A 22639-nucleotide genomic window follows, 5' to 3' on the forward strand; every position below is an offset into this window, starting at 1 on the left:
ATCAGTTTTCACGGCTTTACTTTTTAAGCGGGTGTCCCAGGTAAATCATCACTAAAGGCATCAGCAAAAACGGAATTTCAATCAGTGCGGCTTTCAGGTTGTTGGCTTTTAGCTGGAAAGCGAGGATAAGCAGAATCAGTGCCGCATTGATCAGGTTGGCGATAAAATACGTTTGCGGAAACAGGATTAACAGCCCAACACTCAACGTAAGAATGCTTATTATGAGCAGAGCGGTCTTTCCAATTCCCAACGACGTGAGCATTTTGGAGGCTTCTGGATTTAAGTTATTCGATAGACCAGCCCATCCGTGTCTGACACTAAAGAAGACGGTAATTAGAATGAGGATTCCACTTATGATTTTCATTTTTTCAGGTGTTTTTCGCTTATAATCAGGTAGGACGACAGGTTCATTGTGTTGATTATGCTGCCTGGGCAAGCGATTTTTCAGCGATCTTACTAAATTGATTAAAAAGCACACCAGGTGCGATACGGCTAAGGAATTTCATTATACCGGCAATGCCCGGAAGGATCTCAACCTTGTTTTTCGTCAATCCTTGAATGGCAACCTTTACCAATTTGTCGGGTTCCATCATCATTCGGCTATCTACATCACCCCCAAACTTGTCATTTAAAGGCGTCTTTGCACCGGGAGCAACTAAGTCGAATACCTTAATAGTTGTCTTCTTCAACTGAACTCGCAATGATTGTGTATACGCACGAAGGCCTGATTTGGTAGCGCCGTAGATTGGGGAAAGCGGAAAGGGAATGAAGGCCAGACCGGATGTTACATTGAGAATGGCAGCCGATTTCTGCTTCAGGAGGTGGGGCAGGAATTGCTGGACCATACGGACCGGACCCGATAAGTTGATGGCAATTTCACGATTGATGTTGTCCTGATCAATCATTGGGTCAAGAAGGTTGAGTTTACGCATTTCACCCGCATTGTTGATCAAAATATTAAGCTCAGGGAATTGCCTGGTTACGTTGTCAAAAAGTTGGGAAATGGCTTCCGGATCGCTCACATCGCTTTGAAATGTGTGAACGTTGGGTAGCTTTCTCTTCGTCTGGTCGAGCCTGGCCTGATCTCTTCCGGTAATAATGACCGTACTGCCAAGGTCAAGCAGTTGGGAAGCAAATTCATAGCCCAAGCCACTGGTTCCACCCGTAATTAAAACTGTGCTGTTTCTAAGGTCCATCTTTGTTTATGAAATAGGATGGAACAAAGGTGATACAGAAAGTGGGCAGGGTGTTTGCAAACATCAATCCATCGTTTGCAAAATTCAACGTATTGCTTTAAGCCCGGAAGGCGACTGGAGCGAATGAGGTTTGCTTTTTGAAAAAATTGGAGAAGTGAGCAACCTCTTCGAAACCCAGACAAAAGGCGATTTCTGAAATGTTCCAGTCGGTTTGTTTTAACAGGATTTTGGCCTCCTGAATGATCCTGCCGGTGATTATATCTGTTGTTGTTCTGCCGGTATTTTCCTTCAGTACTTTATTCAGATGGTTTACGTGGACAGATAGACGATCGGCATAATCTTTAGCTGTACGGAGGCTAAGTTTTTGATGGTGGGACTCGATCGGAAATTGTCGCTCTAACAGCTCGATGAATAGGGACGAAACACGGGCTGAGGCCGTATGAGTAGGATAGAGGGATGTAGCCGGTTGAAGCTTTTGCCCATAGTGGATCAACTCAAGCACATAATTACGGATCAGGTCATACTTAAAGATATAGTCTGATGACAACTCTTTTTCTATCTTTCTGAATATGAAAGAAATAGTCTCTGATTCTTCATCAGAGAGCTGGAAAATGGGGTAACCGCCGGGCTGGAAAATAGGTAGTTCATCGAGAACTACACCACTTTTGGTCTGGACCAGAAATTCATCGGTAAATACACAAAAGTAACCGCCCTGATTCATGTCCTGCGGTAACCAGTGGTAAGGTACTTTCGGAGTTGCAAACAAGAGCGCATTTCGTTCAATGTCGATTACTTTATCCGCATATTCTGCCCGATTGCGTCCACTAATCAAACTTATTTTGTAATAAGCTCTTCGGTTGTAAGGCATAAACGGTTTTTCCCTGACCCTGGCAATCAGTTCATCAACATTAAATAGATTGAAGTGGCCTATTTCTTTGTTTATACCATCTGGTAAAAGTACACTTAATCCGCCTTCAGTAGCAGATGCTAGCTGTTGATAAAATTCGTCGAGTGAAATAATCTCCATACACTGGTTTGCGAAATTCAAATATAAACTTTCCTGAGCTAATTCAATCCGAGTAGAATGGCCAGCGTCTCGATATGCCAGGAGTAGTTCAATGAACTACGCTCGTTTAATTCCGCAAGCTACTGCAAAGGCCACTGTTAATTTCCCTCATTTGCTTTTACAGGCCACTCACCTTTTTTTGTTTCTACTCCATTGAACTAGTTAAGTTATTTGTTCCTGAAAGTAAATTCTGTAATAATAAGTACTGAAAAATACCGTTTAATCAACAACTATACGCTTTGTTCATCTATGAAAATTACGTACCTATTGGGAGTATTTGCTTTATTAGGGGCCGTAACGGCCTGCCAATCAGATCGAGAAACCGATCAATCACCCGCCCCGGTAGCTTCATCCATTTACAAAGAAAGCGGCAACGGCGAAACAACAGCCAGTGCACCGGATCTGGCAGGAGCGAGGGCGGCAGCAGCTACCACAACGCAGCAGCAGGAGGTATTGACGTATATCAACCAGGCTCGTTCTAAACCTTGCCAATGCGGTACTAAAGTTTATCCGGCAGTTCCGGCACTAGCTCTGAATGCCCAACTCAATGCCGCTTCCGATAAGCACGCAGTCGATATGGCTACCTATAATTATTTCAGCCACACTGGCCGCGATGGGTCGCAACCCTGGGACCGTATGACACGGGAGGGGTATAAATGGCGGGCTGCCGGTGAAAATATTGCGGCTGGATACACAACAACCCGTGCTGTGGTAGATGGTTGGCTAAAATCGCCCGGCCATTGCCAGAATATTATGAGTGCCAATTTTAAAGAGGTTGGTGTAGGCTACGGATACAGCACCAGTAGCAGCTACAAACATTACTGGGTAACCGATTTCGGCACTAAACTATAAGGTTCCAAAAGTTTGGCTTAAGCAGAATCCTTCATAAACAAATCGCCCGGTTCCAGACAACAGGAACCGGGCGATTTGCTGGATATGGCCGATTTTCAAACCGACCTTACGCTCCGTTATTTGGGCATATTCAGCAGGAAGCCAATTGTAAAATTAGAATCCCAGTCGAACACGAACTGATCGCAGCCAGTCGCATCGGCAATGGCTTTGTAGATGTTTAACCCCGCTTTCGACTTCGCATTGTCTAACTTATAAGCCGAAGGTGCGTCGAGGACCGTATAGCGTTCTTTGTCTTTTCTGACGGATTTTGCCAGCTCAAATGGCACCCCACCAATAATGAAGCAGGTTTTGCGGTGGTCTTCCGGCACTTGTTTGGCCTTGGCCGTTACTTCTGTTGTTACCGTCTCATCGCTGGTTCCATTCTGAAAATATTTGGCGCCATAGGTTTCCAGCGCTTTGGTCGAGCTACCTTCTTTCCAGGAAATTTTGGTGTTACCTGAGCCAATATCGACAACGAACGAATTGTTGTAATAGTCAGCGGGTAGGACCGACTTAAGCCCCAGCGAACCTTCCTGCTCAGGCGTAACGGTGTTTACAAAGTAATTCAGCGACTTCAGCGCTTTGATAATTTTCTGCGTGCCGTCGGCTTTTACCGCTCCTGAACTTACAACGAAGTGGATATCGCGACCACTTACCCCAAAATCGAGCATTTTGCCGATGTAACTTTTTAACCCCGACCGGATATCATCGTCCGAAGCCATGTTTTCAATGACCAGGCTATTGCCGAACTCCGCTTTTTCGAGTTTCCAGTTTTTCTGATCATCGACCCGGATAATGAAGGAGTTGAATCCACTGGCACCTAGCTCCACAACGCCCTTAAGTTTCCCACCGTTGGGGGCAGGGGGCGTATAGGTGAATGACCGACTCGACCCACCACTCGTTGCCTCGCCTGATGAAGCCGAGTTATTATCGGAAGCCGATGACTCGTCGGCCGAAGTAGACGATCCCTGCTCGTCCGATTTGGGGAGCGTAGCGGATTCTTCTGATTGTTTCGGCGCAATTTTGCGCAGGGCTTCACTACCACCGAAATACCGGAACCCGAAGAAAATAGCGGCCAGAATCAGGGCCGTGATTAGCAGCCGACCGGCTACAGTTAAACGTTGCATATGTTGAAAGGATGAAAGAGTGAACGAATAAACGAGTGAAAGAGCAACTAAATGGCTCATTTGCTCTTTCACTCATAGGTGATTAATCGAGCAGATTCCGATACCCGGCGTCTTTCTGCGGATTTGGGCCTAAATTAAGGGGTTGAGCGGGTGCATCGAGTTGCACCATTTTGAATTCACCTTTATTGTAAGCTTCCAGCAGAGCTTCGCCTTTATCGGAGAGAATCCCGTTCTGAATATCTACCCCATTGATGAAGTCCATCGAGAGATCCATCGCCCGCTTCATTTCGCCAAGTTTCATGCTCATATCGTCCTGAATATATTCCATGGACTGGTCGAAGTAAAACTTCTTGTCCGGATCGCCTTTAAAGATACTAACGGCCGTTTTGAGCGCGTTAGAACTATCTTTAACAATCTGGTATTCAGTTTCTTTGAGCCGAACTTTGATTTCAGTTTCCTTAATAATATAATCGGCGCTCTGGTTCACTTTTTCCATGAAGGCCAGCACGTTTTTCATATTCCGCTGAAGAGGCAGCAACTTTTCGTTCATTTCCTGCAAACCAGCGCCCTCGATGGTGGCCAGTTGAGCCGTTTCGCGCATACCAGGCTTGTCGCTTAAGGAGTTCGCTTTATTGGCTTCGGCAAACTTCTGCTTAATGGTCTCATTGTTTTCACCGATTTTCTTGTTCAGTTTAACCAGTTGCCCCGCCAGAATATTAATTTGACCCTGCATTTTCTCCCGTTTGTCTTTCAAATCCTGAATGTAGATTTTCATGATCGCAATGGGATTCAGTTGAATTACCGTACCGGTAAGGCTGCGCATGAGGGTTTTGAACAGGAAGAATACCGCTGTCCGAACATCTTTACTGGTGAACAGGAAAATCAGAGCGCCCAATGCGCCGAGCAGGAGAGCCAGTTCGAGCACGTTCGAAGTAGCTCTGATTAGAAATTCAATGATTCGGTTGAAATAAACGAGCCCGAAACCGGCAATACCGGCCAGGGTAATCATGCCCAGAATACCTTCGGGGCGGCTCCAGAACGAACGCTTTTCCACGTCCGTATTACCACCAAGTTGCGAAAAATCAGGAGTAGCCATTGTTTAGTGTTATCAGTTTAAGGTCATTTAGTCTTCAATGAGTTTGCTCAGTTTAAATCAACTGAAAATGTAGTCACTGGAAACTTACTTTAAATACTGCGTTATTTTGGTGATGTCGTTTTTGATTTGTTCTGTGTAATGCGCGAATGTCACTTCGTAGTTTTGTCGGTTCTGCGTGATTTTACCGCTTTGATCCGTGATTTCGCCACCGATAGCTGTTAGCCGATCGGTATTGGCACTGATCTTCTGTTGAATCTCTACCAACTGCTTGGCCAGTGCTTCATTTTCGGTTTGCAAGCGTTTCTGCTCATTCTGCAAACCACCAACCCGATCAGCAAGCGCAGCATCGACACTTTTTGCGAAAGCATCCCGGTCGTTATTCAGCGCTGCAATATACTGATTCGCGGTTTTAGTCAATGCGGCAATATCACCGGAACCGCCCAGAGCCTTAAAACTAGCCCAGGCCGCCTGATACTGCTTGTCTTCGGGAAGGCCCAGATTGGCCAGACTCCGCAGCGTTTCCCGATACTCGAAATAGTCGGGGCCCGGCGGATTGTTCTGTGCCAGTACATTGGCCAGGTGTTCGGCAAACTTGGGGTCTACTGAACCCGTACCTACCGGTGCCGGAGGTATCGGTTGAGTTGGCCCTGGAGTTGGCGAATTGGTTGCTGCCGGACGTGGCGTTGTTGGTGTTGGGGCAGCGGGTGTTCCGGCTGCAACGCCTGACACTTCTTCTTTAACGAAGAAATTCAGAATCTTTTGACCAAGCGATTTATCAGGTTCTGGCATAGTTTGTCTGTCATTACGGGGACGCCCGTGTTGTAAAAGACTGAACAATGTTACGAGGTTCAGGTCAATCCCGCAATATCAGATTTGGCCGAACGGTTGCGGGGCCTGACAAATTGTCCTGGGACGGGCCGAATGTTTGGCTGTCTATTCGGTTTATTCCTTTACCCACTCCGCCATTCGTTTTCGGAACTTATCGACTTTGGGTTCCGAAACAAGATGGATGTATAGGCTGTAGGGGTGTTGTCGATAATAATCCTGATGATACATTTCGGCGGGATAGAATGCAACGAATGGAACCACTTGGGTGACAATAGGCGCTTTGTGATTTTTCGAATCACGCCGAATAGCAGCGTCAATTCTGGATTTTTCGGCTGGTGTTCGATAAAAAGCAACGGAGCGATAGTGTTTACCTATATCGGGCCCCTGGCGGTTAAGTTCCGTCGCATCATGACCGGCAAAAAAAGCGTCCAGCAATGTGTCATAGGAAAGGATAGTCGGGTCGTAATAGATTTGTACGGATTCGGCATGACCCGTTTGATCCGTCCCTACCTGCTCATACGTTGGGTATTCGAGGTCACCACCGGCATAACCCGAAACCACGGCCCGAACTCCTTTCAGCGACTTCATTTCTTCTTCGGTTGCCCAGAAACAGCCCCCTGCAAATGTAGCAGTGGCCTCGCCAGACGTTAAAACAGGAAGGGTCGCCAGACGAGTGTCGACTGGGTTGGTGTTTTCTGCCGCTGTGCTGGTCGGCGCCTTATTACAGGCTGTAAAGAGCAGCGTATAAACGACCAGCAGGCTCAAAGCGAATCGTATGTTTTTCCAATACATGAAAATGTCAGTCATTGCTCTTATAACACGAGAATTGGAGTCAGGATTCCGATTCGGGGAATTCAACTAGCCTTTCGTCCAAAGCCGTGCCATGGTTTCTAATGTTGCAAAAACTAACCGTGGCACGGCTTTGGACGAAAGGTTTGCTCTATTTTAAGTGAGGTCAGGTTCTTCAACCTGACCCAGTGGTTTCCCGAAGCGTATACTGCCTGAACGACGAGGTTTTGAGAATCGCACGGCGAACCGTCCTCGCCGTGTCGGTTTCTTATAACCAACACCACATCTTTAAGAAACCGACATCAACAGCCATTGCTTTACTGACTAAGTCACGGATCAATAACATCGACTATTGCCAATGGTTTCTTTGCGAATCAGCCTTGGCGTTCACGGGCAATACGTCTGTTCGTACGTATCTTTGTTGCTGCATACTGACTCAATTGCTATGTCGCTTACAACCCTAGGCCTCGAACTGCCCACCGATCCACGCTGGGTGAACATCGCCGAAATGAACATCGGCGATATTTTGATCGATCACGCATATTGCGAACAGAAAGCAGCTTCGTCGTGTATCTCGCTCATCGTTCAATATTCTGACAAAGAGGAGCTGGTTGAGGTGCTGACACCAGTAGTTGCTGAAGAGTGGGGGCATTTTCAACGGGTTTTGAAAGAACTTCGCAAGCGTAATATTCCCCTCGGCCGTCAGCGTAAGGATGAGTATGTTAATCAGTTAAGGGCACGATTACGCCGGTCGATTGGCGATCAGAAAGAACAACTGATGGACAACCTGTTACTAAACGCCCTGATTGAAGCCCGAAGCTGCGAACGCTTTAAAATCCTCTCTGAACACATTGCCGACGAGAGTTTACGGAAATTTTACCGTGAACTGATGATCTCCGAAGCGGGCCACTACCGCAATTTCATCGAGCTGGCCGAAACATACATACCCGCTGAACGCGTACGGGAGCGATGGAAGGAGTTTCTGGCCGTTGAAGCTGATATTATAGCGAATCTGGAAGTTCGGGGCGACCGGATGCACTGAAATAGTTGCTCAGGAAAGAGCCCTGTTGACGTGAGTCAGTGCCCGACAAGTTGTACCTTTACTGTGCGACTAACCATAACGTTCATTTGACTTTTCTTCAACAAACGGCTCAGCGAATTTTTGACACGCACGGTCCCAGCCTTAGCGATGTTTGGGTTATTTTGCCTACCCGACGGGCAGTGTCCGTCTTTCTTGATGAGCTGGCAACGCTTTCAGATCGACCATTTCTGGCCCCCCATGCGTTAGCCGTCGATGACTTTATAACGCAGGCGGCTGGTCTACAGCTGGTTGATTCCGTAAGTTTATTGTTTGAACTCTACGACGTTTTCCGGGAGATCGATCCGTTGGTTGAATTCGAGCAATTTATCGGCTGGGCATCCGTCCTGCTGGCCGACTTCGACCGGATCGATCAGTACCTGATCGATCCCCCTGAGCTGTTTAGCTACCTGACCGCAGCCAAAGCACTCGAACGATGGCAGGTGGATCGACCGGCTTCCGCAAAACCAATTCTGGAAACGGCCGGTACAAATCGGTACTTTAAACTCTTCGAAAACCTTCAGATAGCCTATCATGCATTGCAAAAACGCCTGACCGATCAGGGACTTGCTTATCGGGGCATGGCCTATCGGTTGCTCGCCCAGAATGTCGACGTACTGATACGGGATAATCTAAGCTATGAACGTGTCTATTTTGTGGGCTTCAACGCACTGAGTCGAGCCGAGGAGCACATTGTTCGCGTGTTGGTTGATGCGAATAAAGCTGAATTGATCTGGGATGCCGATCAATATTACATCCGTGACTGGGGGCAGGAAGCGGGTGAATTTTTGCGCCGATACCGCGAAAATGGCTGGTTCTTCTCGAAAAAGAACCGCGAAGACCTGAGTCAACTGTCTAATAATCTGCTCGGTACCGAAAAAAATATTCGTGTCGTTGGTGTTCCCAATGCCAGTATGCAGGCGAAGGTAGCCGGAAAGCTTTATGCCGACTGGGGTCGGGAGCAGAGGAGCGAACCGACCAAAAAGACAGCCATTGTGCTGGCTGATGAAACGTTACTGATGCCCGTCCTCTACGCCCTGGATGAGAGCGTTACCGACCTGAACGTAACGATGGGTTTATCCTTACGCAGTTCATTGCTGTTCACGCTGGTTGATACTCTGTTTGAGATGCAGCGCACCGTGCATGAGTTCCGAACAAAGGACGGGCGTGATCTGCGCATTCCGAAATACCACCACCGGCATGTTGTCAAGGTCCTGAATCATCCGTTCGTTAAGCAATACGAGCGGATTCGGGCGTTGCAGTGGCCGGGAGGTGTGCAGGAAACGGGCGAGATTCTGCCCCCGGAGCCTTTGTTTCAGTGGATTTCAAAAACCATCGTAAAAGATCAGCGCGTATACCTCACCGAAGAGGATATGCACGAATTAGGCCAGCATGATCCGTTGATTCAGGTGCTGTTTGCGCGCTGGCCAAATGAGGAACCGATGAAGGCAATTCGCAGTTTGTATGACCTGATCGAATTGCTTCGTGATGTATACCGGACTAGCCAGGATGCCATTGAAATCGAATACCTGTACCTGTTCTTTACGCTGCTTAAACAACTGGAGGCAACTCTTGAGCGACAGACTGAATCCGGAAATGCCGAAACGGCCGTCACGGTGCGTAGCTTCCGGCAGTTTCTGTATGAGTTGATTCGACAGACGAGTATTCCATTCACGAGCGAAGGGAAGAGCCAGTTGCAGGTCATGGGTATGCTCGAAACGCGGGCTCTGGACTTTGAACGGGTTATTATTCTGTCCGTAAACGAAGGCATTCTACCCCAATCCCGTAAACTGAATTCGCTGATTCCCTTTGACATTGCTCAGGAACTAGGGCTGCCTACCTATCGCGACCAGGAAGCCGTTATGGCGTATCACTTCTACCGATTGCTGCAGCGGGCCAGCGATATTGTGCTGTTGCATACGACCTCAACCGATGCCTATGGAAACAGCAAGGGCGAACCCAGTCGGTTTATCCGGCAGATTGAGCATGAACTGGTTCCTCGTTCAAATGGCCTTATTCGGATTACGCATCCAACGGTTCGTTTTGGCCGAACGGGTATAAATCAATTGGCCGATACATCCGATCTGAGCGTTCCTAAAACAGAAAGCGTTCGGGCGGATCTAATCAAGCTGCTGACAACAAAGGGGTTATATCCCTCGTATCTGAATCAATTTGTTACGTGTTCCATGCGGTTTTATTTCAGCCGGATCGTGAACATCAGCGAAGAAGAAGAAATAGAGGAAAAGATGGGAGCCGCCGAATTCGGAAGCTGGCTTCATAAGGTGCTCGAACGACTGGATATTGATTACCGGCTGAAAGGGAAACCTGTCGACGAATCAATTGTACGGCAGTTGCTGGAAGAGGAATTTGCCTCATCGATGAAAGGCCGGGTTATTGAATCGGGCATGAACCTGCTCCTATACGATCTGGCTAAGAAACTGATGCTCGACTTCTATCGGCAGCAAAGTGATCAGGTAGGACTAACGGTTATTGGCACCGAACAAACCCTCGAAACATACCTCGATGTGCCACTCACGAATGGCCAGTCAATCCGGGTGCGCATCGCCGGAAAAATTGACCGTATTGAACGCTTCGGCGACCAGATCCGTATTGTGGATTATAAAACTGGGAAGGTCGATTTGCCCGATAAAGCGCCCAAAGATCTGGCCGAAAAGCTCCTGAATGACGGTAAGGAAGACAAAATGAGGCAGCTATGGCTCTACCGGTATCTGGCACTCAAAAATATTCGCGACCACGGCGGATTGCCCCGTGACAAAGCAAAACGAAACATCTATCCGGCTGCTAATCTGCCCGTTGAAGCTGGGTTTTATTCATTCAGAGACCTCAAGGGCGGCTTCAAAACTAATCCAGTTACTTTCGGAGCCGATGATAGCCCAGCGCAGTATATCCATGATTCGGAAGAATTGCTGCGGGCCTTGGTCCAGAAAATGCTCGACCCTACTGAGCCGTTCCGCAAAACAGATCAGCTGGAAATGTGTCAGTATTGTGATTTTAAGGGAATCTGCGGCCGATAGCTAAATAGGCTTGATAAGTGTTAGCCGCTTATCGTAATTTACCTGCCCGAAACTGCGGTAAGTGACTAATTTTCAATTTGTTTCTTGGTGAGGTATACACCAACAGATGCCGGAAAAGCAGTACGGTATTTTAGGCGATTTGTGAGAAGGCTTTCGATCAATTTCTGATTGAGCCAACGACCTGAACGAAATGAGTAGTAATTGAATGACTGGTTGCGACGACTAAATTCACGTTACTTAAACTCCTTACCCGCATGAAGGTAACCGTACTCTTCCTGGTCCTGTTGCTGGCCTGTAAATCCCGACAAAAAGCCACCGACGAGCAAACGACAGCTCAGGTTATCTGCCGCACTGCACCCACTGACAAAGCCTGGTATAGCTCGGGCCAGAAGGCACCCCTGTTCGATAGCCTGGGTAATCTGCACTTCCCCATTACTACCCGGAACCAGGAGGTTCAACGGTATTTCAACCAGGGACTCATGCTGGCTGTGGGCTTCAATCATGCCGAAGCTGCCCGCTCGTTTTATGAAGCAACCCGGCTTGATTCAACCTGTGCCATGGCTTACTGGGGATTCGCCTATGTGCTGGGTCCAAATTATAACGCGGGCATGGAAGCGGATAACTATGAGCGCGCTTATGTGGCCATTCAGCAGGCAGTTAAATTGTCGGCAACTTGTACAGCTAAGGAAAAAGCGTTGATTGATGCGCTGGCAAAACGATATACGGCCTCGCCCGTCGACGACCGCAGGCCGTATGATGAAGCTTATTCGATAGCAATAAAAGAAGTTCACGAACGATTCCCCGAAGACGCGGACATTGCGGCTCTTTACGCAGAATCATTGATGGACTTACACCCCTGGGATTTATGGGAGCAGGATGGGCAACCCAAGCCCTGGACGCCCGGAATAATAACGACTCTGGAAACTTTAATGGCGAATAACCCCGGCCATATAGCCCTTAATCATTATTACATTCATGCTGTAGAAGCGTCTAAAACGCCGGAGCGAGGGCTGAATAGTGCAGCTATGCTCAGAAAGGTAGCACCAAGGGCCAGTCATTTGGTACATATGCCCTCACACATATACATCCGCACAGGCGACTACCACGAAGGTTCACGAAGCAATTTGCAGGCCGTGAAAGTGGATAGCCTTTATTTGATGGGCGTGTATGCACAGGGGGCGTTCCCGTTGAACTACTTTCCCCATAATTATCACTTATTGGTGGCCACGGCTACCATGGAGGGCAATTACCGGTTAGCGATGGAATCGGCCCGGAAAGTTGCCGAAAATACCAGTAAAAAACTGATGCCTGATCCTGCCTGGAGTACGCTTCAGCATTATTACACCATACCGTATCACGTAGCCATCAAGTTTTCACAATGGGACGAATTGCTTCGTATGTGTCGGGACGATACGGTCAAGCTAAAGTATCCGACCGCCATTCGGCACTATGCCCGTGGCCTGGCTTTAGTTGGTAAACAGCAGCTTCTGAAAGCGAAACTGGAGTTGCAGGAGCTCAACAAGCTGACAGCCGATCCCGATATTGCCAATTTAAAGATAGCAGGCATTAATCCGATGAGCTCAATTCTGGAGATCGCCCGTCGGGTGCTGAATGCCGAAATAATGGCACAGGAAGGACAATTATCATCCAGTATCCGATTATTAAACGAAGCCGTTGCGTTAGAAGACAGACTAAATTATCAGGAACCACCAGACTGGTTTTTTCCGGTACGCCATACGCTTGGCGCTGTTTTGTTGAAAGCCAAACGCTTTAGTGAAGCGGAAGCAGTATTAACTCAGGACCTGACCGTGTTTCCGCGCAATGGATGGGCGTTGTCGGGTCTGCATCAGGCTCAGCTCAGCCAGGGCGCTGTCGAGAAAGCGCAGCAAACACAGACGGTGTTGAATCTGGCCTGGAAATGGGCAGATCAAGACCTGAAAGCTGGAAAACGGAGTGATTAGCCCAGATGCGTTTCTGAATACAAAATCACGTAGTTTGCATTTAGTTTGTACCATTTCTATTTTGATGAGCAGAAATGCCAATCCTGGAAGTCTAAAATAGGCCCATCAGTTTTCTAAACGGCACTCTTTATTGCAACGAATGATCGATCAGTATAAAAAGCAACATGCCTATCTACTAGCATTGGATTCCATTATTTTCGGTTTCGATGGAGAAAGTTTGAAGATATTACTGGTCAAACGGGGAGTAGAAGAAACCACCTGGTCGTTGATGGGCGGCTGGCTGCAACCCGACGAGAGTTTAGGACAGGCAGCCGCCCGAATACTGCTGGAACTCACGGGCTTAAACAATGTCTATCTGGAGCAGCTTAGTGTCTTTGGTGATCCTGATCGCGATCCAATTGCCCGCACGATTTCGGTAGCCTATTTTGCCCTAGTGAAAGTAGCGGATTATGCATCTAAAATTTCGGAGACCTATCAGGCCCGCTGGTTTTCACTTTACGACTTACCAACCCTGCTTTTCGACCATGCCGATATGGTGGATTTAGCCATTAAGCGACTGCGCTATAAAGCATCTCAGCATCCAATTGGCTTTGAACTCTTACCCGAGAAATTTACCATTCCTCAACTTAAGAAGCTGTACGATGCCATTTACAATACAGAATTCGATAAAAGGAACTTTAGTCGGAAAATCCTCTCGACAAATCTGCTCATTAAATTAGATGAGAAGCAAAAAGGGTTCTCCCGGAAAGGAGCTTATTTCTACCAGGTTGATACGCAGAAATACCAACAATCGACCCATTCCTTTTTAAACTTTATTCCCAATCCAGACGCTGTGCTGTAAGCGTATAGTTGCTGATATGTGAACAATTGGAATAATTGACGGAAACTGCTACTGATTTACCCGAGGAAGATGCTCCATTTGCCAACGTATGTCAGATCCGTTTGAGCCTGGCTGAAAAACATTCGATGGGTATAAACTAATTGGTAAGTACTTGTTATAGAGTCTGTACACGGTAGCCGTGTATAGCCCTTTTCTGGGTCTAAAAGCCTAAAAAAGTGTGGATAGAAGTGAACGCCCGATTTCTCTGAGATCGGGCGTTTTTTTGATAGAATACTTCTGATTTGATTCACAGAGTAGGCACTGTTTACCGCATTGATACAGTAAAGAGAGTGCATTTGGCTGTTTTATGGGAAAGCCTCAACTTATGAAAACACGCCTGTTCTTCCTAAAGCTAATGATGGTTAGCGCTATTGCCTTTTGCCAGAGTCCGGCGACCACAAGGCTGTATTTTGTAGCTATGCCTGCCAATTCATTCCATACGACACTGAATCCGGATAAGCCCATCAAGATTGGTCGCTGCACACTACTGGAAACAAACGCGGATAGTTTAGGAATTGTCGTAACCAATAAGAAAACCGCCTATTTACATTTCGAGCGAGGACGCACCTATTACTTTCGGGTGTATGGGGGCCATTCGGTTCAGAGCATGACATCGCTGGTTTCGGAGACGGAGTTCTGGCTCGATGTAGGCTTTAATGGTGCATCGACCTACCGTCATTATTTTCTGGATAAAGAGAAAGGGTTAACATTACTGGAAGACTAGAGCTCGGCCAAGGTAAATCTATCAGGTTTTTGAAACCGCCCCGGCGGCTCGGCTGATAGATTTGTTATCAAGCTACCTGCAACCGATCGATCAATTTGCTCGGTCAATTGCTTACAATCTTCTAAATTGCTTATAGTCAATGGTATATTGTAGTTTATTGACCTTGGTGGTAAATCCAAACTCAGTATGAACGAAGTTCAGGTGACTCGCAGTTTTCTAAAGAATCCCTTGAGCAGTCTGATTATTCTGCTTGCAATAGTGGTGCTCATCGAGTTCCTGTCCTGGAACATCGCCTATGAGGCAAAACTAAACCTAGTCAATCGTGAGGGTGGACTATCGGCCTATATAACCGTCCTGGTGCGAAGCCTGATTATTCCTGAGATCACTACCGCGCTAATTATCGCGGCCTTGCTGAATCTGTTTCACCGCCTGTTTAAGATTACCCATGTAAAATTAAACTGGACATCCCTTGTCCGTTATGAACTCAGTTTTCTGCCTGTTTTGCTTCTTGCTTATCTCATTTTTAGTCCAATTACTCAAACCGTTCGGTTTCTTCTGGAGGCTTATCCCGACTACACGTTAACCACTTACTGGACAGGTTATATTCAGAATTCCTTCTGGTTAGCCATCTACTTGCGGTATCTCCTGCCGGTGTGTATCATTGGTTATCTCCTGCTAAACATTTCGCTGCTTATCGATTTACAAAAGTCAGGTCGAGCCTCTGCAATGGCTTCTTTGTAATGAACGATTTTTCAAAAACGATCAGGTTGTATGTCGAGACGCTTTTGACCTTTATAGCTAACTAAATGCGAGGGAACGGGACGTTAAATCTACTTGGTCTCATAGATCCTCTTTTGGTCGTATGCTAAATCAGCTATACCATTCTACTCAATAGCGCAAACATACTGCTGCAAAGAAAACAGCAGTACTTTCGGTTAGAGTCAGAGCCGTACAACCCCAGCCGTGGACGGTGATTATCAGGAGCAGCATCACTAACCACTGTTCCTCCGTTGCGACCGTCCGCGGCTGCGATGGCACGACTCGAAGCGAAAGTCCTAATCCAGACTAAGTAGTAGCTGAAAACTACCCGCATTTATTGATTGTGTAACCTTCTACACTGGGCGAAAGGATGAATCAAATGTGTCTGGCCCAAACCTAAATTTTAGCCTTACAAACAAGCCTTTAATTGACTAATCTCGTTTTATAGCTAAATGAACGCAGTTAATCCCGTTAGTCCTATGGTTCTTTTCATAACTACAATTGATGGGCACTGTCGAACCCGTGAGTTTTCCTGCCAGTTTCATGAACTTGAACAGGCCTTTGACTTTCTAAATCAGATTGTTGTCCGGGGAGATACTTTACTACAAGCCTGTACGGAAGAGGATGGTCAGCTAACTCAACTCCCGCTCGACGCGTTTGATGGAATTCCTTTTCTGCGTGCCATTGAAAACTTAAAACAGGAATGGCTTTCGGTTCTGGATCATGCTCCGGAGTCTGGATTACCAGTTTATGGTATCCTTCAGGAGTTGATCGAATGGCTTAAGAAACAGATCGATCATTACGAAAAACAAATGGCAATAATTGAGAGCACCATCAGGCACTTTAAGCAACTGCGTTGTCGGGCTGAAAGCTGTAAGCCACATGATTTAAATTTTTCACCGGTCAGCGATCACTTTGTCTCTCTGTTGAACAACTATGAGGAGCAGCTCAGAAAGGTTTCCTTAAGCCATCAACAAGCCCTAAACCGACTTCGCGAGTTAACGATCAAAAACTAAACCCAGAACGTGGAAGCGTAGCCGTTTCCCACCAGTAACTCCGAAGCTTGCGGAAGAAAAATAGCCACTCTTCGGCATTCATCGGTTTGATCAGATAGGAGGATGCGCCCAACTGGTAGGCTTTAAGAATGTCGTCGTTATCCTCTGAAGAACTAAAGATAACGATCGGAACATGGCTTAGCGGGGCAGGCATTTGTTTGATTTGTTCGAGTAGCTGCCAGCCATCCGAATTGCGGGGAAGGTACAGATCCAGTAAAATCAATTTCGGTTGTTCCCATTCCTGATATTGCCACTGATCCAGCCGATCCAGTGCCTGCTGTGGCGTACTAACCCGTACGACGGTTACTTCAATTAGGCACTGACGAATAGCGGACTGGATAAGTAGCCAATGATCATCATTATCTTCAACGATCAATAACTTAGCCTGATTGAAGTTGGATTTTCGAGCTAATTGATCAGCAGTCAGTTTCATGGGTCGATAGCGTGTTAATGTCTCTTATTAACAATCTATTTGTCTATAGGTTATAAAATTTAACCTGACTGATTAGCCATCGTAGCGATATTGATTACTAGCTGACAACTCGAAGCAAAAAGACGCCAAATGCCTGGCTATACCTGAACCCCGGCGTTTTTTAATCACAGCCATTAGCTACCTAATCCTTTTGGAAAATTCTGCCTTAGGCCAGAAATAACCCTGTCACTCGACCAGCGAGTTAATGAAGCCGATCGGGGCACCACCAAACACACGCAGTTTATCGCTCATGCCTGCTTAGTCGGCCAGGTTTGTTTGGCTCTGAGCTAGAATCGGATAGTAGAACCCAGCCTGAACATGCAAGCTTGCGGAAGTGGGTTAATCATAAAGTCACTTTCTGATTAAACGGCACCAATGTAGAAAAGAATCTACCTGAGCTAACGTGATTCCAGTCTGTAGCCCCCTAAATCATTATTGATCAATGGATTAAATAGTTAATCAATTGTAAAATTAGAAAACAAAATGTCTACTAAAATAGTATATTATAAACTATACTCTTTTTCTAAAGATAGCCTAAGGTATGAAGCCATTATCGCTTTTTTGGGTCCTGATATTGCTGCCCTGCCTAAGCAGGGGTCAGTACAACGGAAGTACATCATACAATCCAGGTATCGCCCTCATTGCCCAGGCAGGCACAGCTGGATTTGGGCTTGAGATTGATAAATCGCTTTCTCAACAGCTAGCACTACGAATCGGGGCTAACAAATTCACGTATAAAGGAACGTTAACTTCGGAGAATGAATCGGATGAGCTCCAGCTTGGGTTTAATTACACCATCAACCTGCTATCCTTCAATGCGTTACTCGATTTTTATCCGTTTAAACAAACGGGATTTCGACTTACGGCAGGTGCTTTTTACAACTTAAATCAGGTCACCTTTCTGGGTAAGCCTACGAAAGACGTTCGGTTTAACGATGTCGTTTTCACGATTGATCAGATTGGCATTGTTGAAGGGAAGGCAGATTTCCCGCGTATAGCCCCTTACGCGGGAATTGGCTGGGGGCATCCGTTTATGCGCAGCAGGATAAAGCTCATGGCCGATGTCGGTTTCTTTTACCAGCAATCCCCTGGCATCACACTCGTCACAACGGGTATGCTGACACCTTCCAGCGATCAGGGACCGGTGATCGAAAATAACCTTAAACCGCTGAAATACTATCCGTTAATCAGCATTGGCCTTTCTTACACGATTCGATTCACTCGCAATTAGCTAGCTATACCGCCATGAACATGAACAACCAAATCGGCTGGTTAAATCGTATGAACAAGTCGATCCTGTCAAGTCTCCTAATCATATTGATCGTGGGGTGCCAGGATCTGAAAGACATTCAACAGCTTGATCCGCTGAAAGGCGTTGTATTCAAGATCAATTATGAACCTTCACCCACCACCATTCAGGGATTGGTGGTTGACGCTAAAACCGGCACTCCGCTCAATGTGCCCGTTCAGTTTACTATTTTCGGGCCCGATGCAAGTCGGGTTGTTAGTTATGAGGGTGAAGCGGTATCATCTTTTCAAAGCCCTAAAGCAGATTTATTCCTGGGCTTAACCGGCAATGTTCCGTCGTCCACCAAACCGGCCGAATTAAGGATTGTCGTCAGTGCAACCGGTTATATCCATTCAAGCATTTATTTATTCATCGACAAAGCCAAACCAGAACCCTTTTCAATCCGGCTTGTAAAAAAAACCGATCCGCCAGCCGGTGTTGTTCTTAATCAGGAGGGTATTGAAACCGCAACGACGGGTATGACAAAGCAGGCGAGAACAATAACGACGCCATCGAACGCATCGATGACGACCAGTGCAACCGTAACTATACCCGCCAACACACTCCTGACAGATGCTAAAGGGCAACCTGTTGTCGGGAATCTATCTGCACAACTAGTTGCCTATTCGAGTCAAACAGAACCTTCGTTACGCGCTTTTCCGGGAGGATTTACCACACGAGTAACCCGCGACGACCGGGGTAATACGAATGTTAAAGGGACATTTTCGCCCATTGGATACGTGTCTATTGAACTTACTACGGCAAGCGGTCAGCGAGTAACTACGCTTGGCCAGCCAATTATGGCCACGCTGGAAATCGCTGGTCAACTTAAGAATCCACTGACTGGCCAGCCGTTAAAACCGGGGGACCAGCTTCCTGTATTTAGCTATAACGAGACTACAGGCGAATGGACCTACGAGCAAAATGTACCACTCACACAGGCAGGCACTGGTTTAGTGGTCTCGATTCCGGTTAGGCATTTGTCGGGCTATCACCTGGCCTTTTGGACACCATCGGGTGATTGCGTTAATGGAGGCCAATGGACCCTATCGGGAAAACCGGAAGGGAAGCCCATAAAATGGGTACTTTACAATGCCAACCAGCAATACGTGAGCGACGGTTTATCATCGGAGAATACCATTACCATTCCCAGACTATCATCAGGGGCTGCTCGCCTGGACTTGTTTTCGCCCGACGGTAAGCTTGTTGGTAGTTCGACGGTTAGTGATGCCTGCGGAAGTCACACGGCCTCTGTTACCTATCCACAAAATCTAATTGATCTGGACATTTCGGTTACCGCTTATTGCGAAAATAGAACAGATATAGTCGTTTCTCCCAGCGCCTGGGTACGGTACCGGAAAGTTGGAACCACCAATTGGCAACAATCATTTTTGACGGCAGGCCAGGGGAAGCTGGTTGGTCTTGAGCCCAATACAGAGTATGAAGCCGGAGTTGATTACAATGGTTTCAACTCCGTTCGTATCAATTCCGGACAAACATCAGGGAATCAGACCATCCGTATCAAGCTTCCAGATACGATCAGTATCTGTCAACAGTAGCGACTAGAATGTACCTGGAGTCTGGTTTAGGCTATTTTTTAGCCTTCGTTTGAATCTCATCAAAGTCGGCTTTGATCCAGCGGGGTTGTCCAAGGTAACTTGGTAATATAACAAACTGGCCAGTCCTGGTGTCGAGAATAATGGATTCCCGTTCACTTGATACGGCCTGGAAACGACGCGTATCGGTCTGGCCAGGTTCTGGTTGATTCGTTCCTTTAGCGGTAAAATTCGCCAGAATCAGAACGCCTATTATGGTAAGGGCACCCAGAAAAAAGGAGCGCAGGTCGAGTGAAAAATGAATTGTTTTCATTAGCTGAGTCGATTTAAAAGTAATGGTTGTGTATCCCAGACTAGTAAAACACATAAACCTTCATTCTCTACTAGCTTATTCAGGCTAGTATGTGGCATTGGGGTGGTTCAGATGAAGCTGTTGAACCCTTAGTTGATATTTCTATTGTAAAGTGTCCGGCTCAGGTTAATAACGGGCACTTTACAGATCAGGACACTAGCATAGAGCAATAACCCATGTGATTAGCTTAGGCAGTTCAATTTATACTATTTAAGGCAAGCAACAGGTTTGTCGTTCTGTCGATGTTTACTTGATTTCCGATTTCAAGCCTGGAGAACTGGTTAGTGCGAAACTACAATCAGTTTCCAGGAGTCGATCCGACCCGGCTCAAACACATTGCGAATCAATCGCTGATCGTTCTCGTCCTCAAAAGGGTCTCCATTCAGCAAGGCTGATAATAAGCCAGCTGGTGCGGGAATGCCAATGGCTTTTAGCGTACTTTGGCCAATCGAGGCATATTCCATAAGTAATATATGCTTCTGATTAGGGTTATTGAGGTTGACCTTAAGAGTAAGTGTTTGAATAGACGTTTCAGTAGGAGATTGCAGCGAGAGCGAAAAGTTATTACGAAGCCCGTTCGGCCCTGGTGAACCGAAATGATACACATCGCCCGATGATAACCAACCCAGATCAGCCTGCCGCCATCCGTGTAATTTACCAGTCCCGACCCGGCTCAGGTGAGTTTGTAGGGAAGCTATATCATTAAAGTCCTTTATTTTCTGCTTTCGCCCGGGATCGGCGTTTAATGATACATTGTCCGCTAAAACAAGTTGATTTTTTTGCAGGTTATCTGGGCTAAGCTGATCGGTAAGAGCCTGTTTACCGGACCATCTGACGATAGATTGACTGTCTATGTATTTAGCTATGGTAAAAGCCATGATGACCAGTAGACAGACCAGCGATAGTATATTTTGTTGAGCAGGAGTCATGGATGGAATGTCGGTTTACCAGCTAAAGATGCTAAGTTGGGGGAAACCGTTGCTTTGGGTTACTCTCCCGACGAGTGAATGCTTTTTTTTGCATGATTGTCTCCACACGGAGGGGCTATTTGCTGCTTCCAGATGTGTTGCAGTCGAACCTCAACCGCAAATTGCCTCAGGTGAACAGGATTCATGGTTCATTACCTCAACTCTGTCGTTCACGTACATTCTCCGGTGATTAGCAGCCAATCCTGGGGATATCAATTACCGGGCAATTAATTTTAAACACTGATCGGGAAAACCTGTTAAGCTCGTCCGTCACAGATTAAGTAGAATGTGACTTAGCTCGATTAACCAGTAAAAAAATCTACACCCCAACAACATGACTAGCTCTCAAACCAATACAGCTCTTGTACAAAGCTGTTACCAGGCCTTTGGCATGGGTGACTTGGCCCGCTTATTTGACCAACTTCATGACTCTGTTGAATGGCATTCACTCTACATCGAGGGCGTTTCCCTGAACGGAATATATAGCGGGAAAAAGCAATTGGGTGAACTGTTTACCAAAATGGGTTCAGACCTAACCATATCCACGTTTGCTCCCACGGATTTTTTAGCCAGTGAGTCGACTGTTGTCGTTCTTGGCTCTGAAGAGGCAATGGTGAATAAAACACAGAAAACCTATCAGAACCGATGGGTACACGTCTGGCAGATTGCCGAAGGGAAGGTTACGAAGATTACGACCTTTAATTCCGTTGAGAATGTACTTAAAGCCTACACGGCTTGATTTATCAATGTTCGCGGGTATTCGCGTGAGTGAGGCCAGGTTTATTGCCGTGAGGTCAGGTCCTTCAACCTGACCTCTACGGTTTCTCAAAACCGCGTCTGCTATGAACGACCAGGTTTTGAGAATCGCATCGGCGAACCGTCGCATCGGCGAACCGTCGCATCGGCGAACCGTCGCATCGGCGAACCGTCGCATCGGCGAACCGTCGCATCGGCGAACCGTCGCATCGGCGAACCGTCGCATCGGCGAACCGTCGCTCGGCGAACCGTCCTGGCTATTTCAGTTTTGAGAAAGTGACACCACATCAACACATCGCTAAAACGTGAACAATAAAAATGCCCGGACTCACCGAATCCGGGCTTTCTGATCTCTTATTGTATTGAATCCTAATTGTATAGTGCAATATCGTACTTATTTATTGGATAACAAAAATAGTAACAATAGTGCATCTTTATCACATGCAGAACCAGACATTCCTAATTAGCCATCGCTCAACAAAAAAGCAATAACTTACCTGGCCAAATCCCGGCTTTTCTGCCTTTCTACATCGCTACTAATTGCCCGCTGGCCAGCAAGCAAAAACCAGGCCAGTGGGCAATTAAAATTGCCTCGGCCTTCATCTGTTCAGGTATATCATTAAGGAAACTCTCAACAAGTGTTTTAAGCTAATCTGGCCTGAATTTATGGGTAGGGGTAAGCTATTGTGCTGCCGATCGATATACGCATTAAAAAGGACTACCCGGTCAAATTTAACGACAGCTAGCCTTGGGCAGGTAGCA

23 protein-coding genes are annotated in these 22639 nt (G+C 46.7%); 12 read left to right on the top strand and 11 right to left on the bottom strand.

Features of this window, described 5'->3' with window-relative positions:
* Window positions 1–16 precede the first annotated feature (16 nt).
* From GJR95_RS01655 to GJR95_RS01665, 3 genes are all read right to left on the bottom strand, one after another.
* Entirely contained in the window at window positions 17–364 is a 348-nt protein-coding gene (locus GJR95_RS01655) for a hypothetical protein (RefSeq protein WP_162384229.1), read from the bottom strand.
* A 55-nt stretch (window positions 365–419) separates the two neighbouring features.
* Window positions 420–1196 (bottom strand): SDR family oxidoreductase, encoded by a 777-nt coding sequence (locus tag GJR95_RS01660; RefSeq protein WP_162384230.1) that lies wholly within the window; start codon window positions 1194–1196, stop codon window positions 420–422.
* Between the two features lie 97 nt (window positions 1197–1293).
* Window positions 1294–2223: a helix-turn-helix domain-containing protein gene (locus GJR95_RS01665; RefSeq protein WP_162384231.1), complete on the bottom strand. Its 930-nt coding sequence runs from the start codon at window positions 2221–2223 to the stop codon at window positions 1294–1296.
* A 288-nt stretch (window positions 2224–2511) separates the two neighbouring features.
* Between GJR95_RS01665 and GJR95_RS01670 the strand changes: the two genes are divergently transcribed.
* The gene (locus GJR95_RS01670; protein WP_162384232.1) at window positions 2512–3114 is read left to right on the top strand and encodes a CAP domain-containing protein; all 603 of its coding nucleotides are present in this window, start codon (window positions 2512–2514) and stop codon (window positions 3112–3114) included.
* A 116-nt stretch (window positions 3115–3230) separates the two neighbouring features.
* Here GJR95_RS01670 and GJR95_RS01675 read toward each other — a convergent pair whose 3' ends face one another.
* The 4 genes from GJR95_RS01675 to msrA form a co-directional block, all read right to left on the bottom strand.
* Window positions 3231–4280, bottom strand: a complete 1050-nt coding sequence (locus GJR95_RS01675; RefSeq protein ID WP_162384233.1) for a hypothetical protein — start codon at window positions 4278–4280, stop codon at window positions 3231–3233.
* Window positions 4281–4362: 82 nt separating this feature from the next.
* Window positions 4363–5376, bottom strand: coding sequence for a hypothetical protein (locus GJR95_RS01680; protein WP_162384234.1), 1014 nt, complete (start codon window positions 5374–5376; stop codon window positions 4363–4365).
* 84 nt (window positions 5377–5460) lie between these two features.
* Window positions 5461–6165, bottom strand: a complete 705-nt coding sequence (locus GJR95_RS01685; protein ID WP_162384235.1) for a hypothetical protein — start codon at window positions 6163–6165, stop codon at window positions 5461–5463.
* A 153-nt stretch (window positions 6166–6318) separates the two neighbouring features.
* Window positions 6319–7011, bottom strand: coding sequence for a peptide-methionine (S)-S-oxide reductase MsrA (gene msrA, locus GJR95_RS01690; RefSeq protein WP_232541049.1), 693 nt, complete (start codon window positions 7009–7011; stop codon window positions 6319–6321).
* 427 nt (window positions 7012–7438) lie between these two features.
* Between msrA and miaE the strand changes: the two genes are divergently transcribed.
* From miaE to GJR95_RS01725, 7 genes are all read left to right on the top strand, one after another.
* Window positions 7439–8035, top strand: a complete 597-nt coding sequence (gene miaE / locus GJR95_RS01695; protein ID WP_162384236.1) for a tRNA-(ms[2]io[6]A)-hydroxylase — start codon at window positions 7439–7441, stop codon at window positions 8033–8035.
* A gap of 86 nt (window positions 8036–8121) precedes the next feature.
* Complete coding sequence (locus GJR95_RS01700) at window positions 8122–11106, top strand: PD-(D/E)XK nuclease family protein (RefSeq protein WP_162384237.1); 2985 nt, start codon at window positions 8122–8124, stop codon at window positions 11104–11106.
* Window positions 11107–11360: 254 nt separating this feature from the next.
* Window positions 11361–13067 carry a tetratricopeptide repeat protein gene (locus GJR95_RS01705; RefSeq protein WP_232541050.1) on the top strand — a complete coding sequence of 569 codons (1707 nt, stop codon included), beginning with the start codon at window positions 11361–11363 and terminating at the stop codon, window positions 13065–13067.
* A 139-nt stretch (window positions 13068–13206) separates the two neighbouring features.
* A complete protein-coding gene (locus GJR95_RS01710; protein WP_162384238.1) occupies window positions 13207–13908 on the top strand; it encodes an NUDIX hydrolase in 702 nt (233 codons plus the stop codon).
* Between the two features lie 364 nt (window positions 13909–14272).
* On the top strand, window positions 14273–14671 hold the full coding sequence (locus GJR95_RS01715) for a hypothetical protein (protein WP_162384239.1): 399 nt from the start codon (window positions 14273–14275) through the stop codon (window positions 14669–14671).
* A gap of 186 nt (window positions 14672–14857) precedes the next feature.
* Complete coding sequence (locus GJR95_RS01720) at window positions 14858–15412, top strand: hypothetical protein (RefSeq protein WP_162384240.1); 555 nt, start codon at window positions 14858–14860, stop codon at window positions 15410–15412.
* Window positions 15413–15909: 497 nt separating this feature from the next.
* Window positions 15910–16446 carry a hypothetical protein gene (locus GJR95_RS01725; protein WP_162384241.1) on the top strand — a complete coding sequence of 179 codons (537 nt, stop codon included), beginning with the start codon at window positions 15910–15912 and terminating at the stop codon, window positions 16444–16446.
* On the opposite strand, the gene GJR95_RS01730 is transcribed toward GJR95_RS01725, so the two are convergent.
* Window positions 16436–16918, bottom strand: coding sequence for a response regulator (locus GJR95_RS01730; protein WP_162384242.1), 483 nt, complete (start codon window positions 16916–16918; stop codon window positions 16436–16438). The two genes, GJR95_RS01725 and GJR95_RS01730, sit on opposite strands and share 11 nt — an antisense overlap.
* A 580-nt stretch (window positions 16919–17498) precedes the next feature.
* Between GJR95_RS01730 and GJR95_RS01735 the strand changes: the two genes are divergently transcribed.
* Entirely contained in the window at window positions 17499–18188 is a 690-nt protein-coding gene (locus tag GJR95_RS01735; RefSeq protein WP_162384243.1) for a hypothetical protein, read from the top strand.
* Between the two features lie 20 nt (window positions 18189–18208).
* Window positions 18209–19804, top strand: a complete 1596-nt coding sequence (locus GJR95_RS01740) for a hypothetical protein (RefSeq protein ID WP_162384244.1) — start codon at window positions 18209–18211, stop codon at window positions 19802–19804.
* A gap of 31 nt (window positions 19805–19835) precedes the next feature.
* On the opposite strand, the gene GJR95_RS01745 is transcribed toward GJR95_RS01740, so the two are convergent.
* The 3 genes from GJR95_RS01745 to GJR95_RS42475 all read right to left on the bottom strand — a co-directional run bounded on the left by GJR95_RS01745 (window position 19836) and on the right by GJR95_RS42475 (window position 21267).
* Window positions 19836–20114 carry a hypothetical protein gene (locus GJR95_RS01745; RefSeq protein WP_162384245.1) on the bottom strand — a complete coding sequence of 93 codons (279 nt, stop codon included), beginning with the start codon at window positions 20112–20114 and terminating at the stop codon, window positions 19836–19838.
* A gap of 320 nt (window positions 20115–20434) precedes the next feature.
* Complete coding sequence (locus GJR95_RS01750; protein WP_162384246.1) at window positions 20435–21082, bottom strand: hypothetical protein; 648 nt, start codon at window positions 21080–21082, stop codon at window positions 20435–20437.
* A gap of 59 nt (window positions 21083–21141) precedes the next feature.
* Window positions 21142–21267 (bottom strand): hypothetical protein, encoded by a 126-nt coding sequence (locus GJR95_RS42475; protein ID WP_262889749.1) that lies wholly within the window; start codon window positions 21265–21267, stop codon window positions 21142–21144.
* A gap of 188 nt (window positions 21268–21455) precedes the next feature.
* Here GJR95_RS42475 and GJR95_RS01755 point away from each other — a divergent pair, with 188 nt between their 5' ends.
* Together GJR95_RS01755 and GJR95_RS01760 are read left to right on the top strand one after the other, a co-directional pair.
* Window positions 21456–21860, top strand: coding sequence for a nuclear transport factor 2 family protein (locus GJR95_RS01755; protein ID WP_162384247.1), 405 nt, complete (start codon window positions 21456–21458; stop codon window positions 21858–21860).
* 103 nt (window positions 21861–21963) lie between these two features.
* Window positions 21964–22149, top strand: coding sequence for a hypothetical protein (locus tag GJR95_RS01760; RefSeq protein ID WP_162384248.1), 186 nt, complete (start codon window positions 21964–21966; stop codon window positions 22147–22149).
* Window positions 22150–22639: the final 490 nt, after the last annotated feature.

The sequence above is a fragment of the Spirosoma endbachense genome (assembly GCF_010233585.1).
GTDB lineage: Bacteria > Bacteroidota > Bacteroidia > Cytophagales > Spirosomataceae > Spirosoma > Spirosoma endbachense.

What these genes read in the sequence shown, in the direction of transcription:
- GJR95_RS01655 (WP_162384229.1), bottom strand. Translation starts at nt 364, where the DNA reads ATGAAAATCATAAGTGGAATCCTCATTCTAATTACCGTCTTCTTTAGT.
- GJR95_RS01660 (WP_162384230.1), bottom strand. Translation starts at nt 1,196, where the DNA reads ATGGACCTTAGAAACAGCACAGTTTTAATTACGGGTGGAACCAGTGGC.
- GJR95_RS01665 (WP_162384231.1), bottom strand. Translation starts at nt 2,223, where the DNA reads ATGGAGATTATTTCACTCGACGAATTTTATCAACAGCTAGCATCTGCT.
- GJR95_RS01670 (WP_162384232.1), top strand. Translation starts at nt 2,512, where the DNA reads ATGAAAATTACGTACCTATTGGGAGTATTTGCTTTATTAGGGGCCGTA.
- GJR95_RS01675 (WP_162384233.1), bottom strand. Translation starts at nt 4,280, where the DNA reads ATGCAACGTTTAACTGTAGCCGGTCGGCTGCTAATCACGGCCCTGATT.
- GJR95_RS01680 (WP_162384234.1), bottom strand. Translation starts at nt 5,376, where the DNA reads ATGGCTACTCCTGATTTTTCGCAACTTGGTGGTAATACGGACGTGGAA.
- GJR95_RS01685 (WP_162384235.1), bottom strand. Translation starts at nt 6,165, where the DNA reads ATGCCAGAACCTGATAAATCGCTTGGTCAAAAGATTCTGAATTTCTTC.
- msrA (WP_232541049.1), bottom strand. Translation starts at nt 7,011, where the DNA reads ATGACTGACATTTTCATGTATTGGAAAAACATACGATTCGCTTTGAGC.
- miaE (WP_162384236.1), top strand. Translation starts at nt 7,439, where the DNA reads ATGTCGCTTACAACCCTAGGCCTCGAACTGCCCACCGATCCACGCTGG.
- GJR95_RS01705 (WP_232541050.1), top strand. Translation starts at nt 11,361, where the DNA reads ATGAAGGTAACCGTACTCTTCCTGGTCCTGTTGCTGGCCTGTAAATCC.
- GJR95_RS01710 (WP_162384238.1), top strand. Translation starts at nt 13,207, where the DNA reads ATGATCGATCAGTATAAAAAGCAACATGCCTATCTACTAGCATTGGAT.
- GJR95_RS01715 (WP_162384239.1), top strand. Translation starts at nt 14,273, where the DNA reads ATGAAAACACGCCTGTTCTTCCTAAAGCTAATGATGGTTAGCGCTATT.
- GJR95_RS01720 (WP_162384240.1), top strand. Translation starts at nt 14,858, where the DNA reads ATGAACGAAGTTCAGGTGACTCGCAGTTTTCTAAAGAATCCCTTGAGC.
- GJR95_RS01725 (WP_162384241.1), top strand. Translation starts at nt 15,910, where the DNA reads ATGGTTCTTTTCATAACTACAATTGATGGGCACTGTCGAACCCGTGAG.
- GJR95_RS01730 (WP_162384242.1), bottom strand. Translation starts at nt 16,918, where the DNA reads ATGAAACTGACTGCTGATCAATTAGCTCGAAAATCCAACTTCAATCAG.
- GJR95_RS01735 (WP_162384243.1), top strand. Translation starts at nt 17,499, where the DNA reads ATGAAGCCATTATCGCTTTTTTGGGTCCTGATATTGCTGCCCTGCCTA.
- GJR95_RS01740 (WP_162384244.1), top strand. Translation starts at nt 18,209, where the DNA reads ATGAACAACCAAATCGGCTGGTTAAATCGTATGAACAAGTCGATCCTG.
- GJR95_RS01745 (WP_162384245.1), bottom strand. Translation starts at nt 20,114, where the DNA reads ATGAAAACAATTCATTTTTCACTCGACCTGCGCTCCTTTTTTCTGGGT.
- GJR95_RS01750 (WP_162384246.1), bottom strand. Translation starts at nt 21,082, where the DNA reads ATGACTCCTGCTCAACAAAATATACTATCGCTGGTCTGTCTACTGGTC.
- GJR95_RS42475 (WP_262889749.1), bottom strand. Translation starts at nt 21,267, where the DNA reads ATGAATCCTGTTCACCTGAGGCAATTTGCGGTTGAGGTTCGACTGCAA.
- GJR95_RS01755 (WP_162384247.1), top strand. Translation starts at nt 21,456, where the DNA reads ATGACTAGCTCTCAAACCAATACAGCTCTTGTACAAAGCTGTTACCAG.
- GJR95_RS01760 (WP_162384248.1), top strand. Translation starts at nt 21,964, where the DNA reads ATGAACGACCAGGTTTTGAGAATCGCATCGGCGAACCGTCGCATCGGC.